Origin of the sequence: Aliibacillus thermotolerans, assembly GCF_027853235.1 — a bacterium.
Taxonomy (GTDB): Bacteria; Bacillota; Bacilli; order Bacillales; family Marinococcaceae; genus Aliibacillus; species Aliibacillus thermotolerans.
This window is the reverse complement of sequence record NZ_WKJG01000061.1, coordinates 64,057-83,870: the sequence shown is the minus strand read 5'-3', so window position 1 is coordinate 83,870 and position 19,814 is coordinate 64,057. Positions and strand designations below refer to the sequence as shown.

The window sequence follows — 19,814 nt, the reverse complement described above, 5'->3', positions numbered from 1 at the left end:
AGAACGTTTGTTCTTTATGGGTGGTGTATAGATTGAGTCGAAAAGTGACAGAACAATTATTAACACAAATGAATAAGGAACAAAAAGAAGCGATTTTGCATAAAGAAGGTCCGCTTTTAATACTGGCAGGAGCCGGCAGTGGAAAAACGAGGGTATTAACCCATCGTATTGCATACTTAATTGAGGAAAGAGGCGTCCCTCCTTATTCCGTTTTAGCCATTACATTTACAAATAAAGCTGCGCGGGAAATGAAAGAAAGAGTGACCAATATTGTCGGAGGTTTGTCTGATGATATTTGGATATCGACTTTTCACTCGATGTGTGTACGAATTTTACGAAGAGATATCGACCGAATGGGATACAATCGCAACTTTTCTATCCTAGATGCGACCGATCAATTGTCCGTGATTAAACAAATTTTAAAAGATGAGAATATCGATGCGAAAAAGTTTGAACCTCGTCAAATTTTAAATATTATTTCCTCTTGTAAAAATGAACTAGTGACACCGAAAGAATTTCAAGAAAAAGCAGAAGGACCGTTAGAAGAAGTAGCAGCGGATGTCTATAGCGTGTATCAGCGACGTTTGCAGACAAACCATGCCCTCGATTTTGATGATTTAATTATGAAAACAATCCAGCTTTTTCAAGAAGTACCGGAAGTCCTTCATTTTTACCAACGAAAATTCCAACATATTCTTGTGGATGAGTATCAAGATACGAACAAATCCCAATACGTGCTCATTCAATTGCTTGCTTCGAAATATCGCAATTTATGTGTGGTAGGAGATGCAGATCAAAGTATTTACAAATGGCGGGGAGCGGATATTCAAAATATCCTTTCCTTTGAAGAAGACTATCCAGACGCAAAAGTGATTTTGTTAGAGCAAAATTATCGTTCAACGAAAAATATTTTAGCAGCAGCCAATGCGGTCATTCAAAATAATTCCGGTCGGAAACCGAAAAATTTATGGACGGAAAATGAAGAAGGAACGCCAATTTATTACTATCAAGCCCATGATGAACGGGATGAAGCGATGTATGTCGCTGAAAAAATCAAAGAAAAATTAAAAGAACCGAACGTCACGTATGATGATATGGCAGTGTTGTATCGGACGAATGCGCAATCCCGGATGATGGAGGAAACTTTTTTAAAAGCGAACATTCCGTACCGAATGATTGGTGGCACGAAGTTCTATGACCGAAAAGAAATTAAAGATATTCTTGCCTACTTACGTATCATTGCGAATCCTGCGGATGACTTGAGCTTAGAAAGAATCATTAATGTGCCGAAACGGGGCATCGGTGTGGCCACAATGGATAAAGTGAGAAATTACAGTAGAAGTCAAGGGATATCTTTGTTTGAAGCGGTTGAAGAAGCGCATCACGTTGGTCTCAGTCCCGGTCCGACGAAAAAGTTGACAACCTTTGCGGATCAAATGAAACAATGGATAGAGATGCAAGAATATTTGTCTGTAACAGAACTGGTAGAACAATTACTGGAAAAAACCGGTTATATTGCTGCGTTAAAAGAAGATAAATCATTGGAAGCACAAAGTCGCATCGAAAACTTAGAAGAGTTCCTGTCTGTGACGAAAGACTTTGAAGAAAGAAATGATGACAAATCCCTCATTGCTTTTCTGACGGATTTAGCTCTTGTGTCGGATATCCAAGAGGAAGAGGAAGAAGAAAGTGCCGTTGTGATGATGACGTTACATGCTGCGAAAGGGTTGGAATTTCCCGTTGTGTTTATTGTCGGCATGGAAGAAGGGGTGTTCCCGCATAGTCGCGCTTTGTTTGAAAAAGAAGAGATGGAAGAAGAAAGAAGGCTTGCCTACGTCGGTATTACTCGGGCAGAAAAAGAGCTTCATTTAATTCATGCGCGGATGAGGCAATTGTTTGGTCGTACGAACGTCAATCCAATGTCTCGCTTTATCGATGAAATTCCAGAAGACCTTTTGGACCGACCAGAAGACGAAGACACACCAGACTGGATGAAAACGAGTAGAATGACTTTTCGAGAAAGAAAAAAGGAACAAGCAGTTGCCCGAAGACGAATTTCTCCTTCAGTCCAGCCCGGTGCTAGTGAGTTGGACTGGAAAGTAGGCGATAAAGCGAATCATAAGAAATGGGGAGTAGGGACTGTTGTCCGTGTGAAAGGGGAAGGAGAAGAGATAGAATTAGATGTAGCTTTTCCAACAGAAGGAATTAAACGTTTATATGCGAAGTTTGCCCCAATTACAAAAGAGTAAGAAAGGAAGGGAAGCGAATGGCAGGAAAGGAAGTGGAGGAGCGAATTCAATCGCTACGGAAAGAATTAGAAGAATACGGGTATCACTATTACGTATTGGATGACCCTATCGTTCCAGACTCCGTCTATGATGAAAAAATGCAACAATTAGTGGAATTAGAAGAAAAATATCCAGAGCTCAAAAGCCCTCACTCTCCTACTGTTCGCGTCGGTGGTCCAACGCTTGAGGCGTTCGTCAAAGTAGAACACGAAATCCCGATGCTAAGCCTAGGAAACGCTTTTAATGAGCAAGACTTGTACGATTTTGACCGTCGTGTTCGTCAAGTGATCGGGGATGAAGTGGAATATATTTGTGAATTGAAAATTGACGGGCTGGCGGTCTCATTAACTTATGAAAATGGTGAATTTGTTCGAGGTGCGACGCGTGGAGACGGAACAACGGGAGAAGATATTACTAACAATTTGAAAACTGTTCGATCCATTCCGCTCCGCTTAAAAGAAAAGGTAGATATTGAAGTTCGTGGCGAAGTATTTATGCCAAAACAATCTTTTCTCCGCTTAAATGAAGAAAAAGAGAAGGCCGGTGAGACTCTGTTTGCCAATCCTCGCAATGCAGCGGCAGGATCTCTACGTCAACTCGACCCGAAAATTGCTGCGAAAAGGCACTTAGATATTTTTGTCTATGCGATTGGAGATGACAAAGGAATGGGTTTAAACACCCATTATGAAGCGCTCCAGTATATTAAAAAACTTGGATTTAAAACAAATGACGAAACGAAAAAGTGTGAAAGCATAGAAGAAGTGATTACGTTTGTTCGTGAAGCGACAGAAAAGCGAAACGATCTTTCTTATGATATTGACGGAATTGTAGTAAAAGTAAACAACTTACAATCACAACAAGTACTAGGGTATACAGCCAAAAGTCCCCGCTGGGCGATTGCTTATAAATTTCCTGCCGAAGAAAAAATGACGACACTTACTGGTATAACATTAACTGTAGGGAGGACGGGGGTCGTTACTCCAACAGCACAATTAGAACCCGTACAGATTGCAGGAACGGTCGTGCAACGGGCTTCGTTACATAACGAAGATCTCATTCGGGAGAAAGATATTAAAATTGGTGACAAAGTTGTCGTGAGAAAAGCAGGAGACATTATTCCCGAAGTGGTTCGTGTACTTGAACATTTCCGGACGGGTGAGGAAGAATCTTTTCACATGCCCACGGAATGTCCTGCTTGTGAAAGTGAACTTGTTCGATTAGATGGAGAAGTGGCGTTACGTTGTGTCAATCCAAAATGCCCAGCCCAGTTAAAAGAAGGATTTATCCATTTTGTGTCTCGGAATGCGATGAACATTGATGGGCTTGGTGAAAAAGTGATTGAGCAATTATTTAATCATTCGCTCATTACAAGCATTGATGATTTATATCAACTAAAAAGAGAAGAGTTGTTACAATTAGAACGAATGGGTGAAAAATCTGTCAGCAATTTATTAGAAGCGATTGAAGCCTCAAAAGAAAACTCATTAGAAAGGCTGATTTTTGGTCTTGGGATACGTTTTGTCGGTTCCAAGGCAGCCCAAATATTAGCCGAAGAATTTGAGACGATGGATCGATTACGACGTGCAACGAAAGAAGAGCTTCTTTCTATTCCTGAAATAGGAGAAAAAATTGCAGACTCTGTTACGACTTATTTTGAGAAAGAAGAAGTTCTGCGATTAATTGATCGCTTGAAAAAATTAGGCGTCAATATGACATACAAAGGACCGAAACGTTCTGAAAACATGTCCGATAGTTCGTTTGCTAATAAAACGATTGTGCTCACGGGAACGTTACAGGAAATGACTAGAAACGAAGCGAAGAATTATATCGAACAAAGAGGAGGAAAAGTGACCGGAAGTGTGAGTAAAAATACGGATCTTGTCATCGCGGGAGAGAAAGCGGGATCTAAATTGACGAAAGCATCAGAGTTAGGTATTGAAGTGTGGGACGAAGCGCGCTTTTTAGAAGAAATAGAAAAAGCGTGAAACTTGTGGGGAATAGGTGAAAGATTATGAGCAAAAAAGTAGCATTCATCGCACTGTCTATGCTTCTTGTTTTGTCAGGGTGTCTTCCGGGCATAAGCAACGATGATGAAGAAGAAGGAGTTGGCATGGAGGAAGAGGAGACAGATGAAGAAGTGGAAATGGAAGTAAGTCCTGAAATTCCAAGCCTCGACCATTATTATCGCAGTGTGCTACAAGATGGAGAATATGTACATGGGGAGACGAGAGGTTACCATACGGATATTGTCTACAACAGGGTAGACTTGGAAAGACTAGAAGTCGGTCTTCAGGAAATCGCATCTCAACAATTTAATCAAGAGGATTACTTTTTTCGGGAAGGACAATTTATTCAACGCGGAGAGCTCAATCAATGGTTACTCCGTTACCGTGAGCCAACCAGCGATGACGAAGGGAATCCACTTGGATTAAATCCTCCACTGGGAGAAGGAGACAGTTTTGAACAACGTGAGCGTTCCAATCCGAGAGTTTTGTCAAGTATTTTAGAACATAATTATATGATTGAAAATGACAATGGCCAATTGCAAATCGGAGGAATTGTCATCGGGTTATCGATGAATAGTGTTTATTATTTCCGAGAACGGTTTGAAGATGGTCGTTACGGTCCAACATTAGAAGAAAACGTTCCGATTGAAACAAGTTTAGAAGAGGGACAGCGGATTGCATCCATTGTTTTAGAACGGTTGCGCAGTCAAGAGAGAGAAAATGGCGCATTAGAAAACGTTCCGATTATATTCGCGATTTACCGCGAAATGCCAAGGGAATCACTTATTCCGGGACATTTTCTTGCTACCGCAACCGCTCCTCCAGGGAAAGAAATTGGCGATTGGACAACGATCAACGAACGGTATTATTTATTCCCTTCTGCGGAGGCAAATGAAGCACAGCGGGAAGATAGTGAAATATTTAATCAATTTAAAAATGATATTAATCGCTTTTTCGAAAATTTTGTCGGAGTCGTCGGAGAAGGATACTACCAAAATGACCGTTTACAAAAAATGAAAATTAGTATTCCAATAACTTTTTACAGCAAGACGGAAGTGATCGCACTAACACAACATGTAGCAGACCGTGTACAACAACGATTTCCCGAAGAAGTAAAAATTGAAGTAGAAGTCTCATCGGCGAAAGGACAGGAAGCGTTAATTTTAAAAGAACCAGGAAGAGATCCTTTCGTGTACGTGTACTAAAGTTTAAAAAAGAAGAAGCGAAATGCCCTGTTATTTTAAGAAATGTATTTGTTAGACACCGCATGACACAAGGTTGGACGTTGCTTGAAAATAGTGAATTTGGTAGAATCTTATTATTGTTAAATGAACGAAACATGCGGGGGTGACCGAAAATGGAACATTTAACAAAGGAAGAAGTACAGCACGTTGCTCATCTCGCTCGCTTAGCGATGACAGAAGAAGAAACGGAAAAATACCAAAAAGAATTGAATGAATTGATTGACCTTGCAAAAAAATTGAATGAAGTAGACACAGAAGGCGTAAAACCAACATCCCACGTATTACATGTACAAAATGTTTTGCGTGAGGATAAGAGACGTCCATCACCGGATCTCGACAAAGCGTTAAAAAATGCACCGGAACATCAAGATGGTCAATTTAAAGTACCGTCTGTTTTAGAGTAGAGGAGGGAGAATTGTTCATGTCTATTTTGGAAGAAAGCTTTTCATCGATACATAAAAAACTTCACAATAAAGAGTTAAAAGTATCCGATATAGTTGAAGCTTCTTTTGCACGTATTCAAGAAGTAGATGATAAAATAAAGGCTTTTGTGACAGTAAATGAAGAAGCACGGGAACACGCTAAAAAATTAGACGAAGCGCTGGACAAAAATGAAACAAGAGGTTTGTTGTTTGGTCTGCCTGTCGGTTTAAAAGATAACTTGATGACAGAAGGAATGAAGACAACAAGTGGAAGTCGCATGCTTGAAAACTTTGTGCCAACCTACAGTGCTGCGGTAGTGCACAAGTTAGCAAAAGCCGAAGCTGTCATGATGGGAAAATTAAATATGGATGAATTTGCGATGGGCTCTTCCAACGAGACTTCTTATTTTCATCCAACCTACAACCCTTGGAACACCGATTACGTTCCTGGTGGGTCCAGCGGAGGTTCAGCTGCAGCAGTCGCAGCGGGGGAAGTTTCTTTTGCTCTCGGAACAGACACAGGAGGTTCTATCCGTCAACCGGCCGCTTATTGTGGAGTTGTCGGTATGAAACCGACGTATGGTCGTGTGTCTCGTGACGGTCTGATTGCATTTGCCTCTTCGTTAGATCAAATTGGACCGATTACTCGTACAGTAGAAGATAATGCCCTCGTTCTTGGGGAAATTGCCGGACAATGTCAACGGGATCCAATGACAGCAGCTGAACCAGTACCTGACTATCTTTCTGCCTTAACTGGAGATGTGAAAGGACTACGCATTGCTGTTCCGAAAGAATTTCTCGGAGAAGGTGTCGCTGATGACGTAAAAGCTAGCGTGAAAGAAGCATTGCAATTGTTTGAAAAGCTCGGGGCCTCGATTGAAGAAGTTTCTCTTCCCCATGCTGAATATGCAGTGTCCGCTTACTACGTTCTTGCTTCAGGGGAAGCTTCCGCGAGTCTTGCCCGTTTTGATGGCGTACGCTATGGTTATCGAGCGAATGCGACCAATCTACAAGATTTGTATGATAAGACTCGCAGCGAAGGTTTTGGCGATGAAGTAAAACGTCGGATTTTATTTGGAACCTTTGCTTTAAGTACTGGTTATTACGATATGTATTACAAAAAAGCCCAACAAGTTCGCACGTTAATTAAAAAGGATTTCGATGATTTATGGGAAAGCTATGATGTCATTATCGGCCCGACCACACCAACGACTGCATTTAAGGTGGGCGAAAAAGTGGACGATCCGATGACCATGTATGCGAATGACATTTTGACCATCCCGGTTAGCTTAGCAGGAGTACCGTCGATGTCCGTACCGTGCGGGTTTTCGAACGGCTTACCAATTGGATTACAAATTATCGCAAAACCATTTGCGGAAGACACGATTTATCGCACGGCCCACGCTTTTGAACAAGAAACGGACTATCATAAGAGAACGCCGGAACTGTAAGGGGGGAAACACGTTGAAATTTGATACAGTAATTGGACTTGAAGTTCACGTCGAGTTAAAAACAGATACAAAACTTTTTTGTCAATGTTCTACAGAGTTTGGCGCACCTCCTAACACAAATACGTGCCCAAGCTGTTTAGCTTATCCAGGAAGACTTCCAATTTTAAATAAAGAAGCGATTGACTATGCAATGAAAGCATGTCTCGCATTAAATTGTGAAATTGCTGAAGAGATGACTTTTGACCGGAAAAACTACTTCTACCCAGACAATCCAAAGGCTTATCAAATCACGCAATTAGACAAGCCAATCGGACAAAATGGCTGGATTGAAATTGAGGTAGAAGGAAAGAAAAAGAAAATCGGGATTACCCGCATTCATATGGAAGAGGATGCAGGGAAACTTATCCACGACGAATACGGAGAATATTCTCTTGTTGACTTTAACCGTGCCGGAACACCACTTATTGAAATCGTTTCTGAGCCTGATATCGAGTCACCAGCAGAAGCATATGCTTATTTGGAAAAATTAAAAGCAATCCTTCAGTATACAGAAGTATCTGACTGTAAAATGGAACAGGGATCTCTACGTTGTGACGCAAACCTTTCGTTAAAACCAGCGGGTCAAAAAGAATTTGGAACGAAAACGGAACTGAAGAACTTGAACTCTTTTGCGAACGTTCAAAAAGGACTTGAATACGAGGAGAAACGTCAAGAAAAAGAATTACTAGCAGGACGAGAGATTTTACAAGAAACCCGTCGCTGGGATGATGCGAAAAAAGAAACAATCCTCATGCGTGTAAAAGAAGGAGAAGAAGATTATCGTTACTTCCCAGACCCGGATCTCGGTACCGTCGTTATCGATGAAGCATGGATAGAGCAAGTGAAAAGTGAGATACCAGAACTCCCCGATGAAAGAAAAAGACGTTATATAGAGGAATATGATTTACCTGCATATGATGCCGGGGTGATTACACAATCTAAAGATATGTCCGACTTTTTCCAAGCAGCAGTAGACGAAGGCGCTGACCCGAAACAAACGTCTAACTGGTTAATGGGGGAAGTAAATGCTTACTTAAATGCTCATTTACTAGAAATGAAAGATATCGCTCTTACGCCAACAGCTCTTCGTAAGCTTATTCAATTGATTGAAAAAGGAACGATCTCCAGTAAAATTGCGAAAAAAGTCTTTGCAGAACTCATTGAAAAAGGTGGAGATCCAGAGCAAATCGTCAAAGAAAAAGGTCTCGTTCAAATTTCTGACGAAGGCGAACTAAAGAAAATTGTCGACAATGTGTTGGAAAACAACACGCAATCTATTGAAGACTATAAGAACGGAAAAGACAAAGCTCTCGGATTCCTCGTTGGACAAGTAATGAAAGAAACAAAAGGGAAAGCAAACCCTCAACTTGTCAATAAATTAATTAAAGAAGGCATCGAAACCCGCTAATCATAAAAAACTGCCCTTTACCGGATGGGGCAGTTTTTTTAGAGAAACATTTTTTCTCGCTCAACCGCTACATATCATGTACGATATATAGAAAAGAAGAGATGAGGAGTAAAAATGAAAAAGGCTAGAGTAATTTATAATCCAACCGCAGGAAGACAACAAATACAAAAGAACTTACCATATATTTTAGATCGGTTAGAAAACGTCGGATATGAAACATCTGCTTATCGAACGAAAAAAGAAGGAGATGCGATTGATGAAGCAAAAAGAGCAGGAGAAGCAGGGTTTGATCTCGTGATTGCCGCTGGTGGAGATGGGACAATTTTTGAAGTGGTAAACGGGCTTGCTGTGCTCGATAAAAGACCGACCCTTGGTATTATTCCTACAGGCACCACCAACGATGTCGCCCGCGCTCTCGGTATACGCTGGGACAGCATGGAAAAAGTATGTGACATATTAACGAAAGGACAAACAACCCCTATTGATATCGGAAAAGTAGGCGACAAATACTTTCTCAATATCGCCGCTGGAGGAAAATTAACAGAATTAACGTACGACACACCGAGTAAGCTAAAAACAATGATGGGACAACTCGCTTATTACGTAAAAGGTTTCGAAATGCTCCGCTCCTTTCATCCACGCCAAGTTCGTGTGGAATATGATGGGAAGCTTTTTGAAGGCGAAATCATGATGTTTTTATTATCCAACACGAACTCAGTCGGTGGCTTTGAAAAACTCATGCCAGATGCCAAATTCAACGACGGCATGTTCGACATGATTCTCGTTAAAAAAACGAGTTTACCAGAACTAGTTCGAATAGGAACTCTCGCTTTAAATGGAGACCATCTCCAAAGTGATAAAGTCATCTACACCCAAGCAAACCGTGTAAAAATTGACGTTGAAGGAGAAATGCAACTCAACTTAGACGGAGAATACGGTGGCCAACTCCCTGCCGAATTCGTCAACCTCCACCACCACCTCCAAATGATCTGCCCGTAACAAGAAAAGCGGAGGCGACTGCTTACGAGTGAAAAGCACTGGAGGGACATCGACAGAAGCCGGTTAACGGCTTCCGAGATGGCCTGAAGTGCTCGAGCGAGTAGGAGCCGGAGCTAGACAAAGAAAAGCGAGGCGACTGAACAGGTGCGATAGATTCTGGAAGGGCAGGAAAGAAAGCGTTTTTTGCTTTCTTTATCTGACCTGAAGAATCCGAGCACCTAGGAGCCGGAGCTAGACAAAGAAAAGCGAGGCGACTGAACAGGTACGATAGATTCTGGAAGGGCAGGAAAGAAAGCGTTTTTTGCTTTCTTTATCTGACCTGAAGAATCCGAGCACCTAGGAGCCGCAGCTAGACAAAGAAAAGCGGAGGCGACTGAACAGGTGCGATAGATTCTGGAAGGGCAGGAAAGAAAGCGTTTTTTGCTTTCTTTATCTGACCTGAAGAATCCGAGCACCTAGGAGCCGCAGCTAGGACAAAGAAAAGCGGAGGCGACTGAACAGGTGCGATAGATTCTGGAAGGGCAGGAAAGAAAGCGTTTTTTGCTTTCTTTATCTGACCTGAAGAATCCGAGCACCTAGGAGCCGCAGCTAGACAAAGAAAAGCGAGGCGAACGATTAGGCGCGTAGGCGGTGGAAAGACGGGGACAGAAGTCCGAACTTGGACTTCTGCCTCGGCCTGAAGCGCACAAGCGCCTGGTTGCTGATGCTAGACAACAAGAAAAGCGGAGGCAACCGACTAGGCGAGGCGCGGGGGCGGTGGAAGGGGATGTCCGTTACAAGTAAAAGGTCCATACGACCACTATTGACGTATTACAAGGAAAAAGTGGTTGTATGAAGCGGTCATGCAACTTATTTTTCTTTTCTTGAGAGTAACAAGTCGTATGAAACGGAAAATGAGCATTTTTCCCCTATTTATTTCAACTTTTACTCGCTATACAACACTTTTCAGGATGTTGATGTAAATAAACCGTCCTATGAAACGCTCATGCGACGATTCAATTTTCTTTTTTTTAATAATGGGTCGTATGAAGCGATATTTCGCCTTTGTACCACCTAATTATTTCCATTTTTACTTTCATACGACACATTAAAAGAATTTATTTGAGAGAAGAGGTTCCATGAAAGGGTCATACGACGTCTATTTCTCCTTTCCGAGTAAAGATTGTTCGTATGAACCGAAACCTTAAGCATCAATCACCCAACTTTTCCATTTACTCCTTCACGTAAATGTTCCCAAAACGGTTCTGCAACACTTTTGTCAAATTCGAAATCGAATCAGTCGTACGGCACTTTGAATAGCAAGTTCCCAAATTACATTCCTCTCAATAAGACAGAAAGAACTTTCAGGTCCATTTCCTCTATGAATTTATCCCATGAATGATCTATGACACTTTTCAAGATTCATTTCTTTTATGAACCCTTCTCATGAATGGTTTATGGCACTCTTTTGAGCTCGTTTATCTTTTGGAAACTTGCCATACGCGGTTTATGACATTCCTTCAAATGCATCGTTTCTTTGGAAACATGCCATAAAGCGTTTATGGCACACTATGATGAGTTAAAAATTCCTGATAACGCTTCAAGGTGTTTCTTGAAGACGTTCATTATTCCAGTGTCTAACATAAAAAAGCACGTCACAAAAGAAGTGATCACCCTCTTTTACGACGTGCTTCGCCTTTATCCTATGTACACTCATTAGTAACCTCTGTTCATGTTGTAAAGAGACCATAAGCCAGTAGCAATGGCAAGAACAATCGTGAAGATAATAAACCAATGCATCATTCTGTGCTCCTTTCTTCATTCTGAACGTCACTTTTTCTTTCATTTTACCACAAAAGTCAATGGATATGCGTGAAAAACGTAAAGGAATGTGACATTTGTTGTAACTTATGAAAAACCTCCATTGTATTTCGCGTTAAAAAAGAAAATAGGGATTTCTCCCTATTTTCTCCATCTTAAAGCCCTTCTTTTTGAAGTTCTTTTCTTTCTTCTTCCGAATATACCCGAGAGCGAGTAAGAAATCTTTTTCCTTCTGGCCCTTCTAGGGAAAACATGCCGCCACGACCATCTACTACGTCAATGATTAACTGCGTATGCTTCCAATATTCATATTGGTCTTTGGCCATGTAGAAAGGGGCGCCACCAATTTCTCCAAGATAGACATCGCTATCGCCCACACGGAATTCGCCTTCTGGAAAACACATCGGAGAACTTCCGTCACAACATCCTCCAGATTGGTGAAACATCAGTGGCCCGTGACGCTTTTTTAACTTTTCGATGAGTTCAATCGCACTATCTGTTGCAACTACTTTTTCCACTGCCATCGTTTAACCCTCCTTTCCATTTAGACTAGAATACTCTATTTATAAAGGGTAACAATGCCACGGAAAATGATCCGTGGCATCATCTATTATTGTTTAGAAAAACCCGAGTGCATCTTCGCTATAGCTTACGAGTAAGTTTTTCGTTTGTTGATAGTGGGAAAGCATCATTTTATGATTTTCTCGTCCAATGCCTGATTTTTTATAACCACCGAAGGCCGCATGAGCAGGATAGTCGTGGTAACAGTTTGTCCAGACGCGTCCCGCTTGGATATTACGACCGAAGCGATACGCACGGTTAATGTTTCTCGTCCATACCCCGGCACCGAGGCCATACAACGTATCGTTAGCAATGGACAGTGCTTCTTCTTCGGTGGAGAAAGTAGTAAGTGCAAGGACTGGACCGAAGATTTCTTCTTGGAAAATGCGCATGCTGTTATTTCCTTTAAAAATTGTCGGCTTGACGTAGTAGCCGTTTGCAAGCTCTCCATCTAATTGATTACGTTCTCCGCCAAGTAATACTTCTGCGCCTTCTTGTTTTCCGATGTCTAAATACGACATAATTTTTTCCATTTGTTCTTGGGATGCTTGTGCTCCCATCATCGTTTCGGTGTCGAGTGGATCTCCTGTTTTAATATTTTTGGCGCGTTCTAAAGCCCGTTCAATAAAATCATCATAAATGGATTCATGAACGAGGGCTCGGGAAGGACAAGTACATACTTCTCCTTGATTTAAAGCAAACATGACAAAGCCTTCCACTGCTTTATTTAAAAATGCATCATCTTTTTCCATCACATCTTCAAAAAAGATATTCGGGGATTTACCACCAAGCTCTAATGTTACTGGAATAATATTTTCCGAAGCGTATTGCATAATGAGACGTCCAGTCGTTGTCTCACCAGTAAAAGCCACTTTGGCAATATCAGGATGAGAGGCAAGGGGTTTTCCTGCTTCTACACCAAATCCATTCACAATGTTTAACACTCCTGGTGGGAGAAGGTCTTTCACAAGTTCTAACCAAACGAAAATGGACGCTGGTGTTTGTTCCGCTGGTTTAATGACAATACAGTTTCCCGCAGCGAGAGCCGGAGCAATTTTCCACGTCGCCATTAAAAGTGGAAAGTTCCAGGGAATAATTTGTCCAACGACGCCAAGAGGTTCTTGGAAATGGTAGGCAACCGTATCATCATCAATTTGGCTAATCGTACCTTCTTCCGCACGAATCACTCCTGCGAAATAACGGAAATGATCAATTGCTAAGGGAATATCAGCATTTAGCGGCTCACGAATCGCTTTTCCATTGTCCCATGTTTCGGCTACAGCTAACTTTTCTTTATTTTCTTCCATGCGATCTGCAATTCGGTTTAAAATAAGTGCTCGTTCTGCAGGTGACGTTTTTCCCCAAGCGTCTTTTGCGTTTTGAGAAGCTTCTACGGCAAGATCAACGTCTTCTTTTGTGGACCGTGCCACTTGGCAGAAAACCTCTCCAGTAACCGGTGTGACATTATCAAAATACTCACCATTCATCGGCGGGCGGTATTCACCACCAATAAAGTTATCGTAGCGATCTTGAAATTGAACGAGACTTCCAGAAGTGTTTGGTGCATTGTAGCGCATTCGTCTATCCCCTTTCTTTTATTAGAAGATTGCAACGATGTCATTCTATGATGCAAAAATAAAAACATGCCAATTGTAATCGCTTACATATACTATTCTATCATTTGACAAGAAAATATCAAATATTTCCATGATAGATTTTTTCTTCTGTTAGGAAAGGTGTTAAAATGCATGTAGCAAAGTACGTACAGAGAAAGGATCATACAGATGAAAAAACGTAATAAATACGCACCTGTGCAGAAAAACGACATGGTGGAAGTTACCTTTGAAGATTTCACTCATGACGGGGCAGGTGTGGCGAAAATCAATGGGTATCCTTTATTCGTCCCGTATGGAATTCCAGGGGAAACGGGCAAAGTAAAAGTGGTGAAAACGAAGAAAAATTATGGTTTTGGTCGGTTAATGGAAATAAAAGAAGAAAGCCCTGAACGAATCGAACCGCTTTGTCCTATCTATAAACAATGTGGTGGTTGTCAGTTACAACATATGACGTATGAGAAAGAGTTGCAATTTAAACATCAACTTGTCGCAGATGCGATAAAAAAAATCGGTGGACTGGATGACGTTCCCATTCACCCAGTGATTGGAATGGAAGACCCGTGGCGGTACCGAAACAAAGCGCAAGTGCCAGTCGGAACTAAAGAAGATGGGCGCTTAAAAGCAGGGTTTTATCAACAGCGTACGCATCGCATCATTGATATGGAATCATGCCTCATTCAAGAAAAAGGAAATGATGACGCTGTTCAAATTGTAAAAAATATTGCAGACAAATACGGTATTCCCGCATATGACGAAAAGAATCACCGCGGAGTTTTACGTCATATCGTCGTACGATTCGGGAAAAAGAAAGATGAATTGATGATCGTCCTTATTACGAAAGGAAAAGAACTACCCCATAGGAAAAAACTGATTGAAAACATTCGCAAACAAATCCCCAACATTACGTCCATCATTCAAAATATCAATCCGAAAAAAACGAACGTTATTTTTGGTGAAGAAACACGAGTTCTTTGGGGAGAAGAATATATTTACGACACCATCGGAAACATTACCTTTGCGATTTCAGCCCGGTCATTTTACCAAGTGAATCCAACACAAACGAAAGTTTTATATGAAAAAGCGCTTGAATACGCTGCTCTCACTGGAAAAGAAATAGTCATTGACGCCTATTGTGGAATCGGCACCATCTCCCTCTTTTTAGCACAGAAAGCAAAACACGTGTACGGAGTGGAAATCGTTCCTGAAGCAATTGCCGATGCAAAACGAAACGCAAAACTAAATCATTTAGAAGATGTCGTCGATTTTGTCGTTGGAGAAGCGGAAAAAATTATTCCGTGGTGGTATCATGTGCTTGGCATTCAACCAGACGTTATCGTCGTGGACCCGCCAAGAAAAGGTTGTGCCGAGACACTGCTTGAAACGATGATCGACATTGCCCCAAAACGAATCGTCTACGTTTCTTGCAATCCATCTACTCTCGCTCGGGACTTAAAAATATTATCGGAAGGTGGATATGAAGTAAAAGAAATTCAGCCAGTCGATATGTTTCCAAGAACGAAGCATGTGGAGTTGGTAGCATTGATGTCTAGGGTGGATGAATAAGAAGAGTTGAAGTGTTGATAGAATAAGGTTTTCCAGTGGTTTTGGAGAATGTCCAAGCTGGGGAATCTTATTTTTATTTTGCTGAAAAGGAAGAGTAGTTTTCAGTAAAGGTAGGGTTGAGTTGATAGGATGACTTTTGGGTGGGGGGAGTTGACAGAACAGATGTTTTCATTTTGAATTGATATCCAAATGTGATATTCTATTAATAGAGAATTTTATTCTAGAAAGAGTGAGTGAATTGGCATTTTCTTATAAACCATTATGGAAGTTAATATTAGAGAAAAATATTAATAAAACTCAATTGAGAGATAGAGCAAAAATAACTAATCAAACACTATCACGTCTAAGTAAAAATCAAAATGTAAGTATGGAAATATTAGGTCGTATTTGTAAAACATTAGATTGTAGATTAGAAGATATTGTTGAGTATGTAAATGAAAAAAAAGATTTATCAATGTCACTAGATACTATTTCATTATTTAGTGGAGCAGGAGGGTTAGATCTAGGTTTAATTAATTCTGGATTTAACATAGTGTTTGCTAATGATATTCTAAAACCAGCAATTGAAAATTATCGTGCTAATATCGGAGAGATAACTGAAGAAGATATCACAAAAATTAATGCTAACGATATGCCGAATGCTGATGTAGTTGTAGCTGGTTTTCCCTGTCAACCATTTTCAAGTGCAGGTAACAGATTAGGTACAAAAGATGACAGAGGAAATTTATATTTGGAAGTATTAAAGGTTATAAATGCCAAAAAGCCAAAAGTTGTTATCATGGAAAATGTTCGTGGCTTATTATCTATGAAAAATAAAGATGGCTCCAAATTAATGGATTCTATTGTTACTCTATTAGAAAACACAGAGCCTGGTTATAAAGTTAAATATAAACTTTTAAAAGCTAGCAACTATGGAGTGCCACAAAATAGATTTCGAGTTATAATTATCGGCATTAGAAGCGATATAAACATTGATTATGAATTTCCAGAACCAATTGATTATGATCCTGAAAAGTTAACTGTAGGATATGTATTAAAAGGTGTTGAAGGATTACCTAATCAAAATGAGGTGTGGGAGTTGTCTCCTCAGAGCAAGAAACTAGTCCCATTCATTCCTGAGGGAGGTTCATGGAAAGACATCCCATACGAACATTTACCTGAGAGATTAAAAAAGATTAGGGATAATATGAAAAAATATCGTTCTCCTAATTTCTATAGAAGGTTTGCTAGAAATGAGATTAATGGAACAATCACAGCTGCTAGTACCCCTGAAAATAGTGGGATTTTACATCCTTTGGAGGATAGAAGATATTCTGTCAGGGAGATTGCTAGAATTCAATCATTTCCCGATAATTACATTTTTGTCGGAGATTCAGTATCAGCTAAATATACAATTATAGGAAATGCTGTTCCACCCAAATTAGGAGAGATTATTGGTAAATCTATAGTACAGCAGCTAATTGAAGCGGGATATTAAATTTATTATATGGAGTGAGATAAATTGAATTATTATATTTCAAAAGAAAATGTTTTAAACTCAATAGATTATTTTGAAAATCTTCAAGTGGATCCTGACTCTTCATTGTTTCTTTTTCTATTGTCTAAAAGAATTGGGATTTCCCACTCGTTTCCGGTAACATACAAAAGTGGAAGTCTTTCTGAAGAGCAAAAAACTGATTACTTAAAGTCATTGTGGATGTTAGGTGGATTATTTGATTCAACTGAGAAACCTAAAAGTAAAGTGTTGATGTTCCCGAACGGTTTTAGAAAACTTGAGTTATATCAACCAGCTACAGAATTTACTAGAATTATTGGTAGAATTAAGGACACAATAGAAAAGAAAAATTTCAATATCCCTATCTATGAGGATAATAATTCAAATTTAACATTAAAACATAACTATCAAGAAATATTAGAAGAATATTATCTTAAAGGGAATAGGATATCATTATCGCATTTTACTGCATGGGTGCTTCGTTTTACAAGATTTGAATTTGAACATGAACCGAATGAAAAAGAATTTACACGTGTATTAGAAAAAGTGATTAAAAAGTTATTTAAAATAAATAAAAAGGATTTTTTATGGCTTTTTGATGATGATATATCTTTTAATAGAATTGCACCTTCTAAAACTATTATCAAAGGTTCGGAAATAAGAGATAAGTTTGAGTTTGATACTAAAAAACAACCTGAGGTTGAATCAATCAGTACTTCAGAGGAGTACCAACAAAATCTATTGACCAAAGAAGAAACGACACAATATTTAGCTTTAAGTGGTGATAATCCCTCAGATAAGGAAATACTAGATACGCTACTTTATAAAAAGCAAATTGTATTGACGGGGGTTCCTGGAGTTGGGAAATCTAGATACACCAATCTATTAAAAAATAGTGGAGAGTTTGCAGAAACAGAAATGGTTCAATTTCACGCTAACTATTCTTATGAAGATTTTATAGGATCTGAGACGTTGACGGTAAATGACCAAAATGCAACGATTGTTTCAACTCAAAAAGGCTTGTTTTTAGACTTTGTAGAAAAAGCAAAGCAGGATAAAAATAATAAATACCTATTTGTAATCGATGAATTAAATCGAGGTAATATTGCAGAAATATTTGGTGAGACAATCCTTACTTTAGATAGAGGATATTCGGTAAAACTTTCACGTCCAATTAAAGGAATTAAAGAATTAAACATTCCCGATAATTTATATATTGTAGGAACGATGAATACTAGTGATAGAAACATAGCATTTTTAGATTTAGCAATCAGAAGGCGTTTTGCTTTTATAAATTTATTACCAAATTACGACTTTTTATCAGAAAAGGTCATTCTTGAAGATTTTGACCTAGGTAACATATTAAAAATTATAAATCAAAGAATTTTAGAAACGTTAGGTGATTCCGAATTGATTTTAGGGCAATCTTATTTCATTCCAAACAAAACAGGTGATGACTTTATTTGGAACTTTGAAGAGTTTAAAAATCAATTTAATTTTGTGCTATTACCAACTTTGGTGGAATATAGTTTTAATGATATTAATGCAATAAATACTATAGTTGGTGAAAACCTTGCAGATGGTATTCAAGATATAGATGAATTTAAAATAGCTTTTCAAGCAGAGTTTCAAGTGTAGGTGAGTGAATGTTTAATAAAATTGAGACTGCTGGACAAACAATTATAAATGTATTGGATGAAGAATTTAGTTATTTTGAACAATTTGTACATAAGAACAATATAAGATGGGCGAGAGAAGAAAAGAACAACTCTATTTTAACTATAAGCCAATCCTATGTTGGGTATCTTGTAACACCTGTTCGCAAAATAAATTTGGAACCAAAGTATAATGAAATAGGATTCGAGCATATTTTTCGAATGTACTTATATGTTTATGGGTATAGGACTTCTGATAGTTCGTCTGTATTAGATATCTCAGAAGCCCAAAATGAGGTAGATGTTGCGGAGCTTTTTTTGGAAAACCTTCAAAAAAATATTCAGTTGGGTATTATACAGTCCTATCGAATATCGAATGAAAAGCTTGGAACTATTAAAGGTAATGTCCATTATCCCAGCACCTACAAGAATTATCTTTTAAACAAAAAGAAATATGTCGACACAAAGGTATCAAGACTCTCATTAAATAATGATATTAATAGACTTATTGCTACTGCTTTAATGAAACTAAAAAATGTAAAGAAATATACTTCAACTGCTACAAAACTTTTAATGTATTTTGAAAATGTATCTCCAAATGTTAAAAATGGTAGCGAATTATTAAAGAATATAAATTTTAATTCCAATACTTCAAGGTATCGAAATACATTGATTTACGCATCAATGATAATAGATCAATTAGATTATGAAGATGTGGGAAACACAATTGGAACAGAAAGTTTTATTATAAATTTCGATAGGTTATTTGAGGATTTTGTTATTAAAATATTAAAAGAAACTCCAGATAAAAGGGAGTTTTTCACATGGGAAAATTCCAAGAAATTTGCAGATATTCTAAAAAGTGATAATTGTTATGATAGTAGAGAATATCAACCGGATATCGTTTATCGTTATCTTGTAGAAGATGAAAGTTATGACTATTTACCTTCTGCTTATGGAGTTTTAGATGTTAAAAATAAAGCTTATAATGTCTTTAATAATAGCGATATTTATCAAATTGTTACATATGCAAGATTATTAAATAGTAAAAAAGTAATTCTACTGTATCCTTCTTTTTTAAACAAAAGACCGGAGACGCTCACTTTAAATTCAGATATATTTAATCCTTATGTAATAACGGCTTGTTTTATAAATATTGCTGATAAATCAGGAAAAGATTTCCTGAAATCTATTAATCTATTTGTGGATACAGTTGAAAAGACATTACTAGATATAAAGATTGATTAGTAATTATAGTGTTATGACT

Annotated in this window: 13 protein-coding genes; 11 read left to right on the top strand and 2 right to left on the bottom strand. The window is 38.8% G+C overall.

Annotated elements, in window-relative coordinates:
• Positions 1–68 precede the first annotated feature (68 nt).
• From pcrA to GJS40_RS10320, 7 genes are all read left to right on the top strand, one after another.
• A complete protein-coding gene (gene pcrA / locus GJS40_RS10350) occupies positions 69–2,249 on the top strand; it encodes a DNA helicase PcrA (protein ID WP_270897850.1) in 2,181 nt (726 codons plus the stop codon).
• A 17-nt stretch (positions 2,250–2,266) separates the two neighbouring features.
• Positions 2,267–4,273 (top strand): NAD-dependent DNA ligase LigA, encoded by a 2,007-nt coding sequence (gene ligA, locus GJS40_RS10345; RefSeq protein WP_270897783.1) that lies wholly within the window; start codon positions 2,267–2,269, stop codon positions 4,271–4,273.
• A 26-nt stretch (positions 4,274–4,299) separates the two neighbouring features.
• On the top strand, positions 4,300–5,499 hold the full coding sequence (locus GJS40_RS10340; protein WP_270897782.1) for a CamS family sex pheromone protein: 1,200 nt from the start codon (positions 4,300–4,302) through the stop codon (positions 5,497–5,499).
• A 152-nt stretch (positions 5,500–5,651) separates the two neighbouring features.
• The gene (gene gatC, locus GJS40_RS10335; RefSeq protein ID WP_270897781.1) at positions 5,652–5,942 is read left to right on the top strand and encodes an Asp-tRNA(Asn)/Glu-tRNA(Gln) amidotransferase subunit GatC; all 291 of its coding nucleotides are present in this window, start codon (positions 5,652–5,654) and stop codon (positions 5,940–5,942) included.
• Between the two features lie 17 nt (positions 5,943–5,959).
• On the top strand, positions 5,960–7,411 hold the full coding sequence (gene gatA / locus GJS40_RS10330; protein ID WP_270897780.1) for an Asp-tRNA(Asn)/Glu-tRNA(Gln) amidotransferase subunit GatA: 1,452 nt from the start codon (positions 5,960–5,962) through the stop codon (positions 7,409–7,411).
• Positions 7,412–7,424: 13 nt separating this feature from the next.
• Complete coding sequence (gatB, locus tag GJS40_RS10325) at positions 7,425–8,858, top strand: Asp-tRNA(Asn)/Glu-tRNA(Gln) amidotransferase subunit GatB (RefSeq protein WP_270897779.1); 1,434 nt, start codon at positions 7,425–7,427, stop codon at positions 8,856–8,858.
• A gap of 114 nt (positions 8,859–8,972) precedes the next feature.
• A complete protein-coding gene (locus GJS40_RS10320) occupies positions 8,973–9,857 on the top strand; it encodes a diacylglycerol kinase (RefSeq protein WP_270897778.1) in 885 nt (294 codons plus the stop codon).
• A 1,955-nt stretch (positions 9,858–11,812) separates the two neighbouring features.
• Here the strand turns inward: GJS40_RS10320 and GJS40_RS10315 are convergent.
• Together GJS40_RS10315 and exaC are read right to left on the bottom strand one after the other, a co-directional pair.
• A complete protein-coding gene (locus tag GJS40_RS10315) occupies positions 11,813–12,181 on the bottom strand; it encodes a DUF779 domain-containing protein (protein WP_270897777.1) in 369 nt (122 codons plus the stop codon).
• Positions 12,182–12,274: 93 nt separating this feature from the next.
• Entirely contained in the window at positions 12,275–13,795 is a 1,521-nt protein-coding gene (gene exaC, locus GJS40_RS10310; RefSeq protein WP_270897776.1) for an acetaldehyde dehydrogenase ExaC, read from the bottom strand.
• A gap of 207 nt (positions 13,796–14,002) precedes the next feature.
• On the opposite strand from exaC, the gene rlmD reads away from it, so the two are divergent.
• From rlmD to GJS40_RS10290, 4 genes are all read left to right on the top strand, one after another.
• Positions 14,003–15,397 (top strand): 23S rRNA (uracil(1939)-C(5))-methyltransferase RlmD, encoded by a 1,395-nt coding sequence (rlmD, locus tag GJS40_RS10305; RefSeq protein WP_270897775.1) that lies wholly within the window; start codon positions 14,003–14,005, stop codon positions 15,395–15,397.
• 238 nt (positions 15,398–15,635) lie between these two features.
• Complete coding sequence (gene dcm / locus GJS40_RS10300) at positions 15,636–16,874, top strand: DNA (cytosine-5-)-methyltransferase (protein WP_205178064.1); 1,239 nt, start codon at positions 15,636–15,638, stop codon at positions 16,872–16,874.
• 24 nt (positions 16,875–16,898) lie between these two features.
• The gene (locus GJS40_RS10295) at positions 16,899–18,530 is read left to right on the top strand and encodes an McrB family protein (RefSeq protein WP_205178062.1); all 1,632 of its coding nucleotides are present in this window, start codon (positions 16,899–16,901) and stop codon (positions 18,528–18,530) included.
• A gap of 8 nt (positions 18,531–18,538) precedes the next feature.
• Complete coding sequence (locus GJS40_RS10290) at positions 18,539–19,795, top strand: 5-methylcytosine restriction system specificity protein McrC (protein ID WP_205178060.1); 1,257 nt, start codon at positions 18,539–18,541, stop codon at positions 19,793–19,795.
• Positions 19,796–19,814 lie beyond the last annotated feature (19 nt).

Coding starts and splice junctions, on each gene's coding strand:
- pcrA (WP_270897850.1), top strand. CDS start 69: ATGAATAAGGAACAAAAAGAAGCGATTTTGCATAAAGAAGGTCCGCTT.
- GJS40_RS10315 (WP_270897777.1), bottom strand. CDS start 12,181: ATGGCAGTGGAAAAAGTAGTTGCAACAGATAGTGCGATTGAACTCATC.
- ligA (WP_270897783.1), top strand. CDS start 2,267: ATGGCAGGAAAGGAAGTGGAGGAGCGAATTCAATCGCTACGGAAAGAA.
- GJS40_RS10320 (WP_270897778.1), top strand. CDS start 8,973: ATGAAAAAGGCTAGAGTAATTTATAATCCAACCGCAGGAAGACAACAA.
- exaC (WP_270897776.1), bottom strand. CDS start 13,795: ATGCGCTACAATGCACCAAACACTTCTGGAAGTCTCGTTCAATTTCAA.
- GJS40_RS10340 (WP_270897782.1), top strand. CDS start 4,300: ATGAGCAAAAAAGTAGCATTCATCGCACTGTCTATGCTTCTTGTTTTG.
- gatC (WP_270897781.1), top strand. CDS start 5,652: ATGGAACATTTAACAAAGGAAGAAGTACAGCACGTTGCTCATCTCGCT.
- GJS40_RS10290 (WP_205178060.1), top strand. CDS start 18,539: ATGTTTAATAAAATTGAGACTGCTGGACAAACAATTATAAATGTATTG.
- rlmD (WP_270897775.1), top strand. CDS start 14,003: ATGAAAAAACGTAATAAATACGCACCTGTGCAGAAAAACGACATGGTG.
- gatA (WP_270897780.1), top strand. CDS start 5,960: ATGTCTATTTTGGAAGAAAGCTTTTCATCGATACATAAAAAACTTCAC.